Origin of the sequence: Ornithinibacillus californiensis, assembly GCF_001038485.1 — a bacterium.
GTDB classification, from domain to species: domain Bacteria; phylum Bacillota; class Bacilli; order Bacillales; family Amphibacillaceae; genus Ornithinibacillus; species Ornithinibacillus californiensis.
Genome location: NZ_LDUE01000069.1, coordinates 72,383 through 89,038, shown reverse-complemented (window position 1 = coordinate 89,038; position 16,656 = coordinate 72,383). Strand labels below are relative to the sequence as shown.

Annotated in this window: 20 protein-coding genes and 2 pseudogenes; 20 read left to right on the top strand and 2 right to left on the bottom strand. The window is 36.9% G+C overall.

What is annotated here, in order from left to right; all coding sequences use genetic code 11:
* The first annotated feature begins 68 nt into the window (after positions 1–68).
* From TE34_RS19430 to TE34_RS19415, 4 genes are all read left to right on the top strand, one after another.
* Positions 69–536, top strand: a complete 468-nt coding sequence (locus TE34_RS19430) for a hypothetical protein (protein WP_047986467.1) — start codon at positions 69–71, stop codon at positions 534–536.
* Between the two features lie 130 nt (positions 537–666).
* The gene (locus TE34_RS19425; protein ID WP_047986466.1) at positions 667–1,236 is read left to right on the top strand and encodes a CBO0543 family protein; all 570 of its coding nucleotides are present in this window, start codon (positions 667–669) and stop codon (positions 1,234–1,236) included.
* A gap of 153 nt (positions 1,237–1,389) precedes the next feature.
* On the top strand, positions 1,390–1,875 hold the full coding sequence (locus tag TE34_RS19420; protein WP_047986465.1) for a hypothetical protein: 486 nt from the start codon (positions 1,390–1,392) through the stop codon (positions 1,873–1,875).
* A 28-nt stretch (positions 1,876–1,903) separates the two neighbouring features.
* Entirely contained in the window at positions 1,904–2,497 is a 594-nt protein-coding gene (locus TE34_RS19415; RefSeq protein WP_047986464.1) for a DUF2441 domain-containing protein, read from the top strand.
* A 310-nt stretch (positions 2,498–2,807) separates the two neighbouring features.
* Here the strand turns inward: TE34_RS19415 and TE34_RS19410 are convergent, their stop codons facing one another.
* Positions 2,808–3,326, bottom strand: coding sequence for a CueP family metal-binding protein (locus TE34_RS19410; protein ID WP_047986463.1), 519 nt, complete (start codon positions 3,324–3,326; stop codon positions 2,808–2,810).
* Between the two features lie 167 nt (positions 3,327–3,493).
* On the opposite strand from TE34_RS19410, the gene TE34_RS19405 reads away from it, so the two are divergent.
* On the top strand, positions 3,494–4,438 hold the full coding sequence (locus tag TE34_RS19405) for a Gfo/Idh/MocA family protein (protein WP_047986462.1): 945 nt from the start codon (positions 3,494–3,496) through the stop codon (positions 4,436–4,438).
* A gap of 519 nt (positions 4,439–4,957) precedes the next feature.
* Positions 4,958–5,386 carry a YbaN family protein gene (locus TE34_RS19400; RefSeq protein WP_236687190.1) on the top strand — a complete coding sequence of 143 codons (429 nt, stop codon included), beginning with the start codon at positions 4,958–4,960 and terminating at the stop codon, positions 5,384–5,386.
* A gap of 64 nt (positions 5,387–5,450) precedes the next feature.
* Here the strand turns inward: TE34_RS19400 and TE34_RS19395 are convergent, their stop codons facing one another.
* Positions 5,451–6,494: a YkvI family membrane protein gene (locus TE34_RS19395; RefSeq protein ID WP_047986461.1), complete on the bottom strand. Its 1,044-nt coding sequence runs from the start codon at positions 6,492–6,494 to the stop codon at positions 5,451–5,453.
* A gap of 178 nt (positions 6,495–6,672) precedes the next feature.
* On the opposite strand from TE34_RS19395, the gene TE34_RS19390 reads away from it, so the two are divergent.
* From TE34_RS19390 to TE34_RS19330, 14 genes and pseudogenes are all read left to right on the top strand, one after another.
* Positions 6,673–6,927 carry a GlsB/YeaQ/YmgE family stress response membrane protein gene (locus tag TE34_RS19390; RefSeq protein ID WP_047986460.1) on the top strand — a complete coding sequence of 85 codons (255 nt, stop codon included), beginning with the start codon at positions 6,673–6,675 and terminating at the stop codon, positions 6,925–6,927.
* Positions 6,928–7,053: 126 nt separating this feature from the next.
* Positions 7,054–7,566 (top strand): hypothetical protein, encoded by a 513-nt coding sequence (locus TE34_RS19385; RefSeq protein WP_047986459.1) that lies wholly within the window; start codon positions 7,054–7,056, stop codon positions 7,564–7,566.
* 200 nt (positions 7,567–7,766) lie between these two features.
* Positions 7,767–7,875 (top strand): annotated as a pseudogene (locus tag TE34_RS21765) (helix-turn-helix domain-containing protein); the annotation flags it as partial.
* 146 nt (positions 7,876–8,021) lie between these two features.
* Positions 8,022–8,939 (top strand): annotated as a pseudogene (gene tnpB, locus TE34_RS19380) (IS200/IS605 family element RNA-guided endonuclease TnpB); the annotation flags it as partial.
* Positions 8,940–9,111: 172 nt separating this feature from the next.
* Complete coding sequence (locus TE34_RS19375; protein ID WP_047986458.1) at positions 9,112–10,377, top strand: MFS transporter; 1,266 nt, start codon at positions 9,112–9,114, stop codon at positions 10,375–10,377.
* Positions 10,378–10,596: 219 nt separating this feature from the next.
* On the top strand, positions 10,597–10,896 hold the full coding sequence (locus TE34_RS19370; RefSeq protein WP_047986457.1) for a rhodanese-like domain-containing protein: 300 nt from the start codon (positions 10,597–10,599) through the stop codon (positions 10,894–10,896).
* A 12-nt stretch (positions 10,897–10,908) separates the two neighbouring features.
* Entirely contained in the window at positions 10,909–11,481 is a 573-nt protein-coding gene (locus TE34_RS19365; protein ID WP_047986456.1) for a sulfurtransferase TusA family protein, read from the top strand.
* Positions 11,482–11,503: 22 nt separating this feature from the next.
* The gene (locus tag TE34_RS19360; protein WP_047986455.1) at positions 11,504–11,902 is read left to right on the top strand and encodes a DsrE/DsrF/DrsH-like family protein; all 399 of its coding nucleotides are present in this window, start codon (positions 11,504–11,506) and stop codon (positions 11,900–11,902) included.
* Positions 11,903–11,919: 17 nt separating this feature from the next.
* Positions 11,920–13,050, top strand: coding sequence for an MBL fold metallo-hydrolase (locus tag TE34_RS19355; protein WP_047986454.1), 1,131 nt, complete (start codon positions 11,920–11,922; stop codon positions 13,048–13,050).
* 44 nt (positions 13,051–13,094) lie between these two features.
* Positions 13,095–13,877: a sulfite exporter TauE/SafE family protein gene (locus TE34_RS19350; RefSeq protein ID WP_047986453.1), complete on the top strand. Its 783-nt coding sequence runs from the start codon at positions 13,095–13,097 to the stop codon at positions 13,875–13,877.
* Positions 13,878–14,007: 130 nt separating this feature from the next.
* Positions 14,008–14,655, top strand: a complete 648-nt coding sequence (locus TE34_RS21560; RefSeq protein WP_047986452.1) for a hypothetical protein — start codon at positions 14,008–14,010, stop codon at positions 14,653–14,655.
* On the top strand, positions 14,655–15,413 hold the full coding sequence (locus tag TE34_RS19340; RefSeq protein ID WP_047986451.1) for a cytochrome c biogenesis CcdA family protein: 759 nt from the start codon (positions 14,655–14,657) through the stop codon (positions 15,411–15,413). The genes TE34_RS21560 and TE34_RS19340 overlap by 1 nt, the downstream gene beginning before the upstream one ends.
* Positions 15,414–15,432: 19 nt before the next feature.
* Positions 15,433–16,029: a peroxiredoxin family protein gene (locus tag TE34_RS19335; protein ID WP_047986450.1), complete on the top strand. Its 597-nt coding sequence runs from the start codon at positions 15,433–15,435 to the stop codon at positions 16,027–16,029.
* Positions 16,030–16,061: 32 nt separating this feature from the next.
* Complete coding sequence (locus TE34_RS19330; RefSeq protein ID WP_047986449.1) at positions 16,062–16,451, top strand: OsmC family protein; 390 nt, start codon at positions 16,062–16,064, stop codon at positions 16,449–16,451.
* The last annotated feature ends 205 nt before the right edge of the window (positions 16,452–16,656 follow it).

Genomic DNA, 16,656 nt, shown 5'->3' with positions numbered 1-16,656 from the left:
AACGGTTTATTTCATGACTTTTGGACACTTTAAGAAAGAGTTCAGAAATTGGTTGAGGTGAATAAAACATGATTACAAAAAGACATTTCCTATTTAATCTAGCTATTATCATACTTCCGTGGATGAGCTTGCTATTTATTGGTAAGCGGAATGTGCAACGTTTTTCGGTTGCTGGAATCTTCATTATTGTATTTGAGATTCTCAATCATTTATATGGACATAAACGGAGTTGGTGGAAGTTTTATGATAAGAAAGATTCATTTTTCAAGGATGAACTTCCATTTAGCATTGGACCATACGCACCATTATCGATGTGGATTCTTAAATATACATATGGAAACTTTAAGAAGTTTGTCATATTGAACCTAATCTTTGACGCATTGTTTGCCTTTCCGATAATTGATATATTGAAACGGTACAAAATCATAAGTTTAAACGGAATAAACCACATTCAGTTTTTCATATATTTACACTATAAGGCTTATCTATTGTATGGAGTACAATATTTGTACGAAAAAGCTAGAAAGCTTCCTTAAAAAGGCGATGGAACACACCTGTCTTTGTTGGAATACCAATGAGGACGGGTGTTTTTTGTGTAAGTAGGATATTAATGGAAAAAGTGAACCATACTATTACTACCAAATAAATACTGGGAGTAATGACACCATGAAACCACTGCTTGATGAAGAAAAAATTAAGGAAACTAGCGAATTCTATGAACAAATCCATCGTACTGAAATGGATTACTTAGCCTATTGGCAAGAAAATACGTTGTGGCAATGGGAATTTTGGGTTTCGGTATTATTCTCGGTTGTTCCTTGGGTTATTTGGTTCGTTTTTCGTAAACGTGGAAGTGAAGCACGACTCCTTCTGGCAGGTTTATTTGTTATTTTAATTGCATCATTATTAGATTTTCTAGGAGTCGTATTTGGTATCTGGCATTATTCTGGGAAAGCCCTACCGATTATCCCGTCTTATGTACCATGGGATTTTACGCTATTGCCAGTAACGGTCATGTTTTGGTTACAAATAAAACCGAAGTCGAATCCTTTTTTAAAAGCAGTTATTTTCGCTGCAATATCAGCTTTCATAGGTGAGTATCTATTTGAGTGGCTTGGTCTCTATACACCCAAGGAGTGGAGGAGTATATATTCGTTTCCAATTTATATTGTAATTTATTTGATTGCAGATAGGATTAGTAGAACAGGTGCATTTAAACCTTTGGATGAAAACTGAATGGAAATTGCCTATACACTCACATCGTAATTAGCGGTGTGAGTTTTCTATTTTGAAAATTGCAAGTGAGGAGTCAGAATTTTGTGTTAGAATATTCATAGATAGTATGGGCAGGTGTCTAACTATAACTATGTTTTTTTGAAGGGGAGTTCCATGAAAAAGTTATTATCCTTTTTTGCTGTTGTAGTAATACTTGGTTTGTTAACATTTGCATTTTTACCTGGATTAATCGATCAAACTCAATCTAAAAATGCTGCTAAGAATGTTTTGGAAAACGTGATCGAACAAAACTATGAAAAAGCGTTTGAGAGTATTTACTATTTTGATAGAGAGTCAGATGTTGAACCGACCATCTCATATGAAGAAGCTAAAAAGGAATGGATTCAACGAGTGACAGACTTAAGAGATGAAGGTGTTTACCTTGTAGATTTCAAACAACTTCAGGTACGACTAGATGACACTTATCCAAAAGGTACAGTAGATTTAGTCATCATGGAAAATGGGAAAGAGAGTATAAAAGAGGATGTCTCGCTTTGGTTTGCACGTGGTGATGAAAAATGGAAATTAGGAATGCTTAATTATTACCATGATGAAAAGGAAGAAGAGTGGGAAAAAGCTTTAAGTGGTAATTTTAACTGAAAAGAGATAATGCTAGGGAGACATACATATGAAGCTTACCGGAGAATACGTTTATCATCTTGTTACTAGGAAAAGAATGAGTCTAGGGCAAATAATAACCTTTAATAAAGACCAGAAAAATACGTTATACCACTTCTTTTTTGAAAAAGAACAACTAAATTCTAAGAGCGAAGACTTTTTTCAGATTATGTATGGTCATGTGTCAGAAAAGGGCTTAACTTTAAATAAAGAAGATAGTGAAGTTGCGATTAGGTATGTAAGCCAAACAATCCGAGCGATAAGGGAAATAGCAGTTGAACTTGTTAGAGTACAGGAATATCCGAGCTATCCTTCTAGGTTGTCCTGCCTATACGCTGCAAAAAGCTATGAAGAAGCTATAAAATGGAAAGAGGTATTTGATTCTTATAATCGGAACGTATTGCAGATTGTTAAACTGAAAGTAGATGGAAATGCCTTCGAAGGCGATGGTAATCTTCTGCCTAAAGAAGACGGCATACCCCTTGCCCAGAAAATAGAACAAGCAAGAGAATACTGGAAAGGCAATAAGAACAACGAGCTTCCCGAACTATTGATTGATGGAAGAATAGAAGTGGTAGAGATTATCAAGGAATTTACAGCTTGAGATAGGGTTAAGGGTAAAGATAAAGGTTGGGACAAAACTCAATCAAGGGTAGTAAAAGGCGAACAAACACTAGATTAGCCCCAGAAATATACGACGACTCCTGTGGGAGGATAGGCTTCGGTGAGACCCCGAGAATGCACCTGCGTCTGCAAGTAATGCTACGTAGCAAGCTTCCTCGGTGCAAGGCTGCTAAGAAGTTAATTCAAGTAGCAGCCTTGCTCACCAGCCGCCCGCGGAAAGCGTAGTATATTTCCGGAGCGAGGTTTACGCGCTGACCATTATATTATTCTTATGCTTCATCTTCTTTATCTTATAATAATTGCATAGTAGTAATACAAGTATTGTCACCTTCAAAAGTAGAAATCTCAGATTCAGCTACTTTTCCATCATGCTCAATCTTCACTTGATAAGTTTTATCACGTGGTAACCAAATATCAATAAACCCATTATCAAAGGAAGTGATTGTTTCATCAACAACGACATTACCTTCCTCATCAGCAATATATACATCAAACTCTTTTTCCACAAGCTCACCTTGGCAGCCGGTTAAGCTATGAATGGCACACTTATGAGTTGTCTGTATAAATGGTGCGATGGAAACGAAAAACTCATCCTCTGGAAGATTATAAGTCGTCTTTTCTTCATTACTATCAGTAACAATGAGTTCATGTGATGTAATTGAAGCTATAACATCGTCAAAACTACCTACACTGTAGTCATGTACAAGTTCTTTAATATCCTTTGGTTCTTTTTCTGTAGTATCATCACCACAAGCAACTAACACAAGAGAGAACAATAATACAATCCCCATAACAAAAGCCTTTTTCATCTATTTCAACTCCCTACTTTATATAAAATTACAATCAATTGTATTTTACTATATTCCCGCTATAGATACCTACCTTTTCACGAAAAGTTCATAGTTCTATTCGATTTGTGATAATATTATTTATGCTACAGATAGAAAAAAGTAAGCATAAGGCGAGGAGATAAAGAATGATACATATTGGAATTATTGGCCTTGGTGCAATAGGACAACGCTTAATCAAACAGTTTTCAAACCATTCTGAGATAAAGGTTACTGCAGTATGTGACCAATTGGAGTCGTTGGCAACAGATACTGCTGAGGCGCTCGGCGGGATAGTGGCTTACACTGATTATAAAGAATTAATAGATGATGAAAATGTAGATTTAGTTTATGTGGCTGTGCCACCAAAGCTCCATCATCAGATAGTTATGGATGTCTTAAAAGCAAAAAAACATGTCCTTTGCGAAAAACCATTAGCAAATTCTTTAGAAGAGGCAGAAGAGATGTTCCAGGCTGCAAAGGAAGCAAATGTAGTCCATGCGATGAACTTTCCAATGAATTATGAACCAGCTGCTATTCAGTTTGCTAATATGGTGGAGCAGAACTATGTAGGAAAATTACGTAGAATACATCTAACCATGTATTTTCCAAATTGGCCAAGACTTTGGCAGAAAAATAATTGGGTAGGTGGACGTGAACAAGGTGGGTTTGTTCTCGAAGTTGGTGTACACTTTATTCAGCAAATCATAAAAGTCTTTGGTGATATTAAAAATATCCAAACCCGATTAGAACTACCTGCGGATCCTACGAAGTGTGAAACTGGAATTATCGCAACAGGAGAGCTTTCAGATGGAACTCCAGTATTAATCGAAGGGTTAAGTGAAGCTGCTGGAAATGAATATATTGGATACACCGCTTATGGTACAGAAGGAGTACTATCAATTGAAAATTGGGGTTTACTCCGAGCAGGGAAAACGGGCGAAGAATTAAAAGAAATACCATTAGAAAACTCATCCCAATATACTTTGATAAATGAGCTTGTTAAAGCTGTACAAGGCAAACAGTCGGGGATATACGATTTTGAGGTTGGCTATAGAGCACAGCAAGTCTTAGAACAATTAAGAAAGATATAAAAATGTAACGGGATAAATCCTATCAAACTGTGAAATTACATTTTGATAGGATTTTTATGTGGATCCATTTCTGAACATCATTTAGGGAGTTGTTCATAGGCAGAATTTAAGTAAAGAACGCCTATCAACATCATTTTGCTATGAATCATTGGTTTAAAAGAAGATAAGAAAGCCTATTAACATCATTTTGCTATGAAATCATTGGTTGAAAAGAAGTTAAGAGGGCCTATTAACATCATTTTGCTATGAAATCATTGATTGAAAAGAAGTTAAGAAGGCTTATAAACATCAATTTGGAAGAAAACGGTGGTTGAAATGATGTTTACAAGTGCTTTTCTTAGAAACAATATTTTTTCCGTTTTAACTTCGAAGTACATAATATTTTAAGAAAGGAATATATAATGATAAGCGATTATGTCACCCTTCTTTGAAAATACTCTGTTTTAGGTGTAAAATGATTACTAGTATCACTGCTCTGTAAGCTTAAGGCTATTAAATTTTAGGTTAAATTTAGGTAAGGTGATTACCATAAAAAATATAAGAAGTATTCTATTTGTCGTCATAGGGTTTATTTCATTTGGGATTGGTGTTGCTGGAACCGTACTACCTGTACTTCCGGGGGGGCCATTTTTCTTGTTTGCAGCGTTTTGCTTTGGAAAAAGTTCCAAACGAGTGGAGAACTGGTTCAAGGGCACAACGTTCTATAAAGAATATGTCGTCCGACTAAAAGAGAATAAAGGAATGACTAGGAAAGAAAAAATTCGAATAAATCTTATAGCAGACTTCTTCATTGTTTTCTCTGTTATATATGTAGACATCATTTTAGTTAAAGTTGTCATGATTATCCTCTGTTTAATTAAACACTATTACTTCATAAAAAAAATCAAGACGATCACTCCAGAGGAAGCGAGAATTATTAAAGCCGCTCTTAGTAATCAAAAAATCTAGTAAACTTGCTCCATATAAAAAGAAAGCAGTTTGTTCCGTACGAGGAGCAAGCTGCTTTTCTTTTCTACTTATTAGGTATTTTCTTCAAAAGTAGGGAAACTAAGTAGAACAAACCAATATATCCAAACAGTGGATAAAGCACTGTGAGCAATTCTCCATAGTTATACTGCTGACTTATCAGAAATATGATCAGTAATACTATTAATACAGCATGGTTATATTTCAAACCAAAACTCATTTTTAATTGACGACTGATTCCATATACATTGGCTGTAACTGTATTAAATATTTCACTAAAGATAATGAGTAAAAATAGTAAGTGGATAAACTTACCAAAGTATTTCACAATCTCTGCCATCGGAATTTCAAATGCAAATGTTCCTGGATTAACTAATAATGAAAAATGGCTTAATAGCAATAGAATAAGTAGTCCAAGCCCTCCAAAGAATCCTCCCCATCGCAGTACAGTTTCATTTTTTACTTCCTTGCCTAATGGTACAAGCACTACTAATGCTGTAACGACATTAAATGATGCATATGTAAAAGGTGATACTGCCCAAAGAGGGTTTTTCGGCATTTCTATCGATAAGAAAGGAGCTATTAATAAGGACAGATTTTGATCGAAAATAGAAATGAAGATAAACAAACTAAAAAGGATGATTAAAGGTACAATGTACGAATTGATAGCAAATAAGCCCTTCAGTCCCTTCATGACCACTAAGTAAACAAATAGAATGGTTACTAATATACCTACTAGATAGGGAATACCTAACTGTTCATGAAAAACAGCCCCAGCCCCAGATAACATAACAGAACTTACAGACATCACGATAATAAATATCATGAAGTTTATCACTTTTCCCCAAGCTTTCCCAAATATATATTCATTAAATTCCTTATAAGAATAGGCTTCTATCTGGGCAGAGATAAGCATAATCTTCGTACCAAAGAAGGTGAGGAGATAACAGGTGACTATTATCCCAAATGTCCCAAGTGCTCCATAGTTACTAAAGAATGTTACAATTTCTTTTCCCGTAGCAAATCCAGCACCAATAACGGTTCCGATATAGGTTGCTGCTACAAGCATGATCGATATCCATTGATTCATGTATCATACCTCCTATAATCATGTATATGATGATTCAGAGAAGAAAAGACAAGCTTCCTAAAAATGGATACATCTTTGGTGAGGAAGGCATAATATCCTTGTACAGCTTGATTAAAATTATTCAAATCGGGGAATATAATAACCCTATTAAATCTATTAAGACATAGGAGGAAATTATATGAGTTTTATATGGAGTTTAATCGTTGGCGGTATTTTAGGTTGGATCGGGAGTCTAATCGTCGGTAAGGATATACCAGGTGGCGTAATCGGTAACATCATTGCCGGTATTATCGGAGCATGGATTGGTTCAGCATTATTAGGAGATTGGGGGCCGGAAATCGGGGGATATTCAATTATCCCGGCGTTGATCGGGGCTATTATCTTAATCTTTGTGATTAGTTTAGTAATGCGAGCCCTAAGGAAAGCAGATTAACATACAATCCCAACTCTAATCAATAGGGTTGGGATTGTATTTTTATCGAATGAAGAAATTGAAATCCTGTTCCCAAACTGCATAAACATTGGTACGATAATTGTATAACTTTCTGGGGGGAACAGTGTGAAACGTATTATAAAAAGTGTTCTTATTATAGCTCTAATTGTACTCATTATTACATTTGCTTGGAATGGAATAAGGAAAACTTTCTTTCCCGAATTAGAAGCTGAGCGATTAATTCATAAGTATTATGAAGCAATCATTGATGGGAAGTTTGATAAAGCCTATAGTTATTTGTACATATATGATAGAGAACATATAGATGAGGTGGGCAGCATTAGTGCCGGCACTTCATTGACAGAAGAACAAGCAAAACAATTCTATCAAGAGAAAATTGCATATTTGAAGCAACATGATTATCGTGTGAAGGATTATAGAATCTCAGAAGTAGAATATGCGGATGGACATAGCTTTTGGCATCACTTGGAAATAGAAGTGGAATTATGTGGAGAAACACAAGTTGTGAAGGAAATTGTCCATTTCCAAAACGGAGGATTAATGATAAGCGAACAAGGTGATCCATTTGCTAAATATCGCGATGGAAGAATGAAAATAAAAATTGGAGAAGGGGAGTAGTTCTAGCGAAGAACTACTCATTTTGGTGTGAAAAGGTATATTGCAAAGTTTATCATTATTTGACAGAAGACTCCCTCTTCAATTGCGAAAAGGTCTTTAGACCAGCGATAAGGGGGAGATGAATTTCAATTGGCTATAGCCAAAAAAGATATTGTTGTGGTATAATTAGAACATATGTTCCGGTCCGATGAGGTGAGTCCATGTTAGTTAAAAAAACGTTTAGATTTCGCATTTTTCCTAATCAAAAACAAATCGAGCTAATCAATAATACGATTGGTTGTAGCCGATTTGTATTTAATTACTTCCTGGCTAAACAAAAGCAAAAAGATGCGTATTGGTACAAGGTCCAAGAGATGGTGCAAAACGGACAACTACCATCAAACAACTGGAAAGGTGATTATTTCAATAAATATGATGCTATTAAAGCGGTTCGCCAGTTAAAAGAACATTACCCTTTCTTAAAAGAAGTTGATAGTATTTCTCTTCAAAAGTCCGTAGAAAACCTTGCCGATGCATACCAACGCTATTACAAGAAGCAAAATTATGCCCCTACATTCAAAAGCAAAAAGAATAAGGTTCAGTCCTATACCACCAAACAAACGAATGGAAATATTGCTGTTCGTGATAACCACATCAAGTAACCGAAACTTGGTCTTGTGCGATTTGCTAAAAGCCGGGAAGTAGATGGTCGAATTATCAACGCGACCATTCGGCGTAATCCAAGCGGTAAGTACTTTGTTTCGATCCTAGTGGAAACAGAAGTGGTTCCACTGCCAAAAACACACGCTATTACCGGAGTTGATCTAGGTTTAAAAGACTTCGCTACTCTTGCGGATGGAACGATATACAAAAATAACCGCTACTTGAAGTCGTCAGAGCACAAGTTACGGAAAGCCCAACAAGTACTTTCCAGACGAGTGATCGGCTCTAGTAATTGGAATAAACAACGAATCAAAGTAGCTCGCCTCCACGAAAAAATTGCAAACCAACGGAATGACTTCTTACATAAGACCTCTACCGATATCATCAAAAACCACGATGTTATTGGGATAGAAAGTCTGCAAGTAGCTAACATGATGAAAAACAAAAGAACTGCACAATCTATCGCTGATGTGTCTTGGTATCAATTGAAGGCCATGTTGAAATATAAGGCAGAGTGGTACGGCAAGACGGTGGTGGAAGTGAGTAAGACTTTCCCGAGTTCTCAATTATGTTCGAGTTGCGGACACAAAAATAAAGACGTTAAAAATCTAAATTTGCGTGAATGGACCTGTGTATGTGGCGTCCATCACCAAAGGAATGTGAACGCAGGACAAAATCTTAAAAATGAAGCAATAAGACTTCTAACCGCAGGGACTGCGGGGATAGCCTAATCAAAACTTTCGGGTACGAAGGTGTTCTTAGGAATCCCCCACTTCAAACAGCTTGGAAGAGTAGTTAAGTGGTGGGTAGTTCAATCTTTAGATATATAATGTTATAGATTTTAAAGATACCCCTTAGGGTATGGGTTGAATGGAGATAATATTATTATAGGGGGATGAGCTTATGGATAAACAGAAAGATATTATTGAATCATATATAGATAGCGTTGAGAAACAAAAGCAATTATATAAACGTACGTTAATTGTCGTTATTATCGCGCAGGTTCTCGGTGGTGCAGGATTGGCAGCTGGTATTACAGTAGGTGCACTACTTGCGGAAGATATGCTGGGCTCTAACACGTTAGCTGGTCTTCCTATTGCATTATTTACGCTGGGTTCCGCTGGTGCAGCACTCATTATCGGTAATCTATCCCAACGGTTTGGCCGTCGTATAGGTCTTGCTTCGGGATTCATAACAGGTGGTATTGGTGCTGCGGGTGTTGTGTTCGCAGCAATATTTAATAATGTTATTATTCTCTTTATTGCCTTATTAGTCTATGGTGCAGGAACTGCTACAAATTTGCAAGCTCGCTATGCTGGAACGGATCTAGCAGGTGAAAAGCAACGCGCAACTGCCGTAAGTATGGCTATGGTATCCACAACATTCGGTGCGGTAGCAGGACCGAACTTAGTCGGTGTGATGGGTAAGTTTGCAACTTCGATCGGTGTACCAGCATTAGCAGGACCATTTATATTGGCTGGGGCTGCTTTTATCCTTGCAGGTTTGGTGCTTTTTGCATTACTGCGTCCCGACCCACTTAAAATAGCTCAAGCACTTGCAGCTAATGATATAAAAGGTGATGCTAATACTAATCAGACAGAGGACGCACCCAAATTAAATCAACGTACGATTACCATTGGGGCAACGGTTATGGTCGTCACACAAATTATTATGATAGCAGTAATGACGATGACTCCAGTACACATGGAGGAACATGGCCATGGGCTATCAGCAGTTGGACTAATTATTGGGTTTCATATAGGAGCCATGTACTTACCGTCCCTATTGACAGGTGTACTTGTAGATAGAGTCGGACGTAAGGTAATGGGAATTGCCTCGGGTATTACCCTAATGATTTCAGGTGTTATGGCTGCATATGCTCCAACGGATTCCATTGCCATGTTAACCATTGCTTTAATTCTATTGGGCCTAGGTTGGAACTTTGGATTAATTAGTGGAACAGCACTTATTGTAGATGGTACCACACCAGCAAATCGGGCAAAGGTACAGGGAACAGTAGACGTTCTCATCGCGTTGTCTGGAGCAGCAGGTGGTGCTTTATCTGGAATGGTAGTAGCAGGTTCAAGCTTTGCTACGCTATCAATAGGTAGTGGAATTATTTCCATGTTGCTCGTACCGGTAATATTATATGTACTACGGAAACAATAGCATTAAGTGCAGAAGTCCCCAAAATAATGATTTTGGGGACTTCTTTTGTTTAATTTACAATCACTTTTTCCTTCTTTCTCCCCATGAATAAAAATCCCATATAATAATTGGAATTCTTAATAGCAAACGTTTGATTTAATTTATTTTCTAAAACATTAAACATATAGAAATTGGTCATTTGGAGACTATAACAATGATATTGTATTTGGAGGGAAAAAGATGAAAGAAATCTCAGCAGAAGAATTAGCGAAGAAAGTAAAGGCAGGAGAAAAAATAAGTATCATTGATGTTCGAGAAGATGACGAAGTAGCAGAAGGGAAAATTCCGGGTGCGAAACATATTCCGTTAGGAGCAATACCAGAACGCATAGATGAAATTGATAAAGACGAGCACCATTATATGGTTTGTCGTTCGGGTGGCAGAAGTGGTAATGCATGTAACTTTTTAATTAGTAAAGGATATGATGTCACGAATATGACAGGTGGCATGTTAGCTTGGAAAGATGATGTAGAGAAGTAAGGAGGACTCGTTATGGATATTAATGCAAATGAAGTACTAGATGCAAAGGGCTTAGCTTGTCCAATGCCAATTGTAAGAACTAAGAAGGCAATTACCAATTTAGAACCAGGCCATGTAATTGAGATACAGGCTACCGATAAGGGATCAACAGCTGATATGAAGGCTTGGGCGGACAGTACTGGTCACCAATATCTAGGAACCGTAGAAGATGGTGAATTATTAAAGCATTATATAAGAAAAGCATCCGAAGCAGAAACAAAGGAAGAGACTAAACATGAGGATGTTCTAGATTTAGAAGAGCTTCGGCAGAAAATAGACGGAGACGAATCCATTACCATTTTAGATGTTCGGGAACCTGCAGAATATGCATTTGGTCACATTCCAGGTGCTATCAATATTCCTTTAGGCGAACTTGAAGAGCGTTTTAATGAGGTTGATAAAGAGAACGATCTTCATGTGATATGTCGAACCGGAAATCGTAGTGATTTAGCTGCACAGATACTTACTGAAAAAGGCTTCAAAAATGTAAAGAACGTTATACCTGGGATGAATAAATGGGGTGGTCCACTAGATAAGAAGAAGTAAAACACAATAGGAGGAATTTTACATGGCAAATACGAAAGTAGCAATAATAGCAGCAAACGGAAATCTTTTTGACGCGTATAAAGTATTTAATATAGCAACGGCAGCAGCTGCATCCGATGCAGAAGTTGGTATTTTCTTTACCTTTGAAGGGTTGAATTTAATTCATAAGGAAGCACATAAAAATCTCCCGTTACCAGAAGGGAAAGAACACTTTCAGGAAGGATTCAAACAAGCAAATGTACCTTCCATAGAGGAGTTAGTAGGTATCGCACAAGAACTAGATATTAAATTAATAGGGTGTCAGATGACGATGGATGTGATGAGTATTGAGAAAGAGGCATTCTTAGAGGGAATTGAAGTTGGTGGGGCGGCTACGTTTATTGAGTATGCAAAAGACGCCAATATCACCTTGACATTTTAATCGATAGGAGGATATTCATGGTTAAAATAATGACAACAAAAGAGTTAGCGAGAAAGGTCATTCAACACGAAGAAACACTCATTTTAGATGTACGCAATACTGATGAATTTGACAATTGGAAAATAGAAGGTGGCAAAGTAGAAGTAATCAACGAACCATACTTTAATTTGCTTGATGGTGTGGACCCAGTAGCAGAGAAGCTTAAGAAAAAAGAACAAGAGATCATCGTTGTCTGTGCTAAAGGAGGCTCCTCCGAAATGGTTGCAGAATTACTGGAGGATGACGGATTCCCTAATGTGTATAGTCTCGAAGGCGGTATGAAATTATGGAGTGAACATTTAGAGCCCATTAAGGTTGGCGACTTAAGTGGAGGAGGAACGCTTTATCAATTTGTTCGTTTAGGGAAGGGATGCTTATCCTATTTTATTAAAGGAAACGGAGAAGCGGCAATCATTGATACCAGCCGAATGACAGACATCTATGAAGAGTTTGCTAAGGAAAAAGGAGTAAAGATTACACACGTACTCGATACCCATTTACATGCAGACCATATTTCTGGAGGACGTCAACTAGCAGAAAAGGTAGGAGCAACATATCACCTACCTCCTAAAGATGCTACAGAAGTTACATTTGAATATACACCTTTGGAAGAAGGAAAAGATATTGAAGTAGGGGGAACTGTAAAAGTTCGACCAATCTATTCACCAGGACATACTATCGGAAGTACTTCTTTCTTAATTGATGACCAATATTTACTAACAGGAGATATTCTCTTTGTTAGGTCCATTGGACGCCCTGATTTAGCAGGTTTAGCAGAAGATTGGGTGAGCGACTTACGTCAAACACTTTATAATCGCTACAAAGAATTATCTGAGGACTTAATCGTCTTGCCAGCTCATTACTCCTTTGCAGAAGAACTAGGTAAGGGTGGTTTAGTATCCGCTAGGTTGGGCGACCTCTATGATCGTAATTCCGGATTACAAGTAGATGATGAGAACCAATTTAGAAAAATGGTTACAGAAAATTTACCACCTCAACCGAATGCTTATGAAGACATTCGGAAGACGAATATGGGGAAAATTAGCCCAGAAGAAGAAAAGAAAAAAGAAATGGAAACAGGGCCGAACCGCTGTGCAGTTGAAGGATAAGGAGACTCACCTTTCTGAGTCCCCTCCTACAAGGGGGTTGTTTCATGGAATATAGTATTTTGTTTATTATTACGATTTTCTTGATTGGTTTTATTGGATCATTTGTTTCTGGTATGGTCGGAATAGGTGGTTCGATTATTAAATATCCGATGTTGCTTTATATTCCACCAATGTTAGGATTAACTGCTTTTACGGCACATGAAGTATCTGGAATTAGTGCCGTACAAGTACTTTTTGCAACAATTGGTGGCGTATGGGCCTATCGAAAAGGTGGATACCTGAATAAGACGTTAATCATATACATGGGCGTAAGTATTTTAATAGGGAGTTTTATTGGTGGATATGGCTCTCAAATGATGACGAGTGGCGGAGTGAACTTTGTTTATGGAATACTTGCAACTATTGCAGCAGTTATGATGTTTGTACCAAAAAAAGACATCGATGATATCCCGCTAGAACAGGTTACCTTTAATAAATGGCTTGCAGCATTTCTAGCTTTCCTAGTTGGTATTGGTGCGGGAATAGTTGGAGCAGCTGGTGCGTTTATTTTAGTACCCATTATGCTTTTAGTGTTAAAAATTCCAACCCGTATGACTATTGCAACGTCTTTAGCTATTACTTTTATTTCTTCGATTGGGGCGACTACTGGGAAAATATTAACGGGCCAAGTAGTGTTCATACCAGCGGTAATTATGATTATCGCGAGCCTAATAGCATCCCCTCTAGGAGCTAACTTTGGGAAAAAAGTTAATACAAAGATATTGCAATGGATATTAGCCATATTAATACTAGGTACAGCAATAAAAATATGGCTGGAGTTTTTGTAAGAGAATATGCTACTTTAAAGGGACTTATGGTCTCTTTTTTTTGTTGAATTAATATGGATGACTTTCATCAAATTTTCACATTAGATGGGTAAGATACAATTGGCAGTGTATTGAAAGTGAGGAACAAGCAATGGCGATAGCAAGCAAATTAACAGCAATTGGAATAATTACTCTCAGTTTAGCAATAGGGTTTCTTTTCTTCTATATATATAGTGACTTGAAGAAGGGACAAAAGAAAAAGCATATTGAAGAACTAACCTCTCAATTAATCAACTTTGTAATCTTTATTTGGTTAGGGAAAATTGTATTAAATCTTTCCACCTTTCTTTCGGATCCACTGTCGGTTCTAGCTTATCCGAGTGACTCAAAGGCATTTTACTTTGCTATTGTATTAATTGCTTTGTTGCTTCTTTATAAGTCAAAACGAAAAAATATGAAAGTACTTCCTTTATTGGAATCCTTTGTTCAATTATTTCTAATTAGTTCGTTTGTATACGAGTTTATTCAATTGGTTGTAGAGGATAATTCGTATGCGTTCGGATATGTAATCCTACTGGCAATTTTAATTGGTATATTCTTTTTCCTACGGGAGCGATTGAATGTCATCATCTTGTTAATCATTCTTGTAACAGCTTGGTCTGTTGGAATGGTTAGCTTAGCGTTGATTCAGCCATTTGTTACGGTCTTTGGTTATATGATGGCACCTTGGTTTGTTGGAGTAATTTTCATTACTAGTATTGGTGGCCTGACTTATAAATTAAGAAAGAGGGATGCATAATGGGTATTATTGAGACGGATACGATGTTATTAGTGGGAATGCTTTTGGCGATAGGTGCTGGTGCCTTATCTTTTTTATCTCCTTGTGTTTTACCAATTTTTCCAGCTTATATGTCGTACATAACCGGAATTAGTGTGAAAGAACTGCAGGGAAATAAAGATAGTAGAATGGTTCGACAGTTATTTGCTCATTCCTTCTTCTTTCTATTAGCTGTATCACTAGTATTTCTTAGCTTAGGTGCAAGTGCTTCTTTTCTAGGACAGTGGGCACAACAGCTTTTAATTGGAGATTCCGGATTGCTCATTCAGCGAATAGCGGGAGTTTTCATTATCGTGATGGGTTTATTTATAGCCGGATGGATTAATATACCTTCCCTAATGAAGGAAAGAAGATTTCATTACACGAAAAAACCAGCGGGATATCTTGGTACTTTCTTTATTGGATTAGGATTTGCCGCAGGATGGACACCGTGTATTGGACCTATCTTCGGTTCTATATTGCTTTTATCTGCTAGTAATCCAGGTCAAGGAATATTTTATACATTGATGTATGTAGTTGGATTCGCTTTACCGTTTGTAATCCTTACGTTTTTCATTGGTAAAACGAGATGGATTGTACGTCATAGTGAAGTCATTATGAAAATAGGTGCTGTCATGATGATTATCATGGGATTAGTTCTATTCTTTGGATTAATGCCACGTATTTCAGGGTTTTTACTAGATTTAGTACAAGATACATGGTTAGCAAGATTAGGATAAAATTCAGGAGGTATATACTATGAAGAAGTGGATACTTATCGTTGTTGTTATTGGTATGTTAGGTTGGGCAGTATTTGATTTTATCGATTCTAATAGAAAATCTGCAGATCGATTTGAGAATGTAGAGAAAGTAGAAGAAGAGGATGATTCCCAAAATGAACAGGCTGTTGAAACAGGAACAGAAGAGCCTGTTATTGGTTTAGAAGTTGGTAACAAAGCACCAGACTTTCAATTAGATACGTTAACTGGAGACTCTGTAAAACTTTCTGATTTCCGTGGTAGCCGAGTGATGATTAACTTTTGGGCAACATGGTGTCCTCCATGTCGAGCAGAAATGCCAGATATGGAAGAATTTCGTCAAGACAAGGATATTGTTATACTAGCAGTGAATTTATCCGACACAGAAAAAAGTGTGGAAGACGTGGAGAAGTTTAAGGACGATTTCAAGTTAACATTTCCGATATTAATGGATACGAATTTAGATGTGGCGAATCTCTATGCAATCCAGCCAATTCCGACCACATATATGGTTGATTCCAATGGTATTATCAGCTATAGAGCGTTTGGAGCAATGAATTATGATTTAATGGTTCAAGAATTTGAGAAGATGGATTAATCTTCTGATTCTATATCAAAGGAGGAGAAAATGTGAAGTTTCATGTGGGAGAGAATGGTGAAGTGCAAGGGGACTTCGAATATGGTAAATTAGATATTTCAAGTAATCCCGAAATTGGCTTCCGACCAGTACAGTTACTTATATCTTCACTTGCAGGTTGTAGTGGGAGCGTTTTAAAGAAGGTTTTAGAGAAGAAACGCATTTCGTTTGATTCGATAGAGATTGAATCAGATATTGAACGAAATGAAGAAGAAGCAAATAGAGTTACGAAAATTGCACTTCATTACATTGTTAGTGGCAAGAATTTAGATTTGTATAAAGTACAAAAATCCCTGGAATTAGCAATAAAAAATTGCGCTATGGTACAGTCTGTTAAAGGTGCGATCAAAATTGTTGAAACGATCGAAGTTAGAAATAAATAAGCCGATATATGGTTTGTAGAACAATTACAGTGTTTTTCGAAAAAATTTAGAACATTGATAAATGTCTACAAAAGTATAGTAGTTTAAATATACGATATAAGGAGTTTGTCATACTGATGAAGCTCCTTTTTAAATTTGGATTTGATTCACCTTATTTTTAATATTTAAAGTGGACAATCACATGTTAAATCTTTTTTTCTGTCTT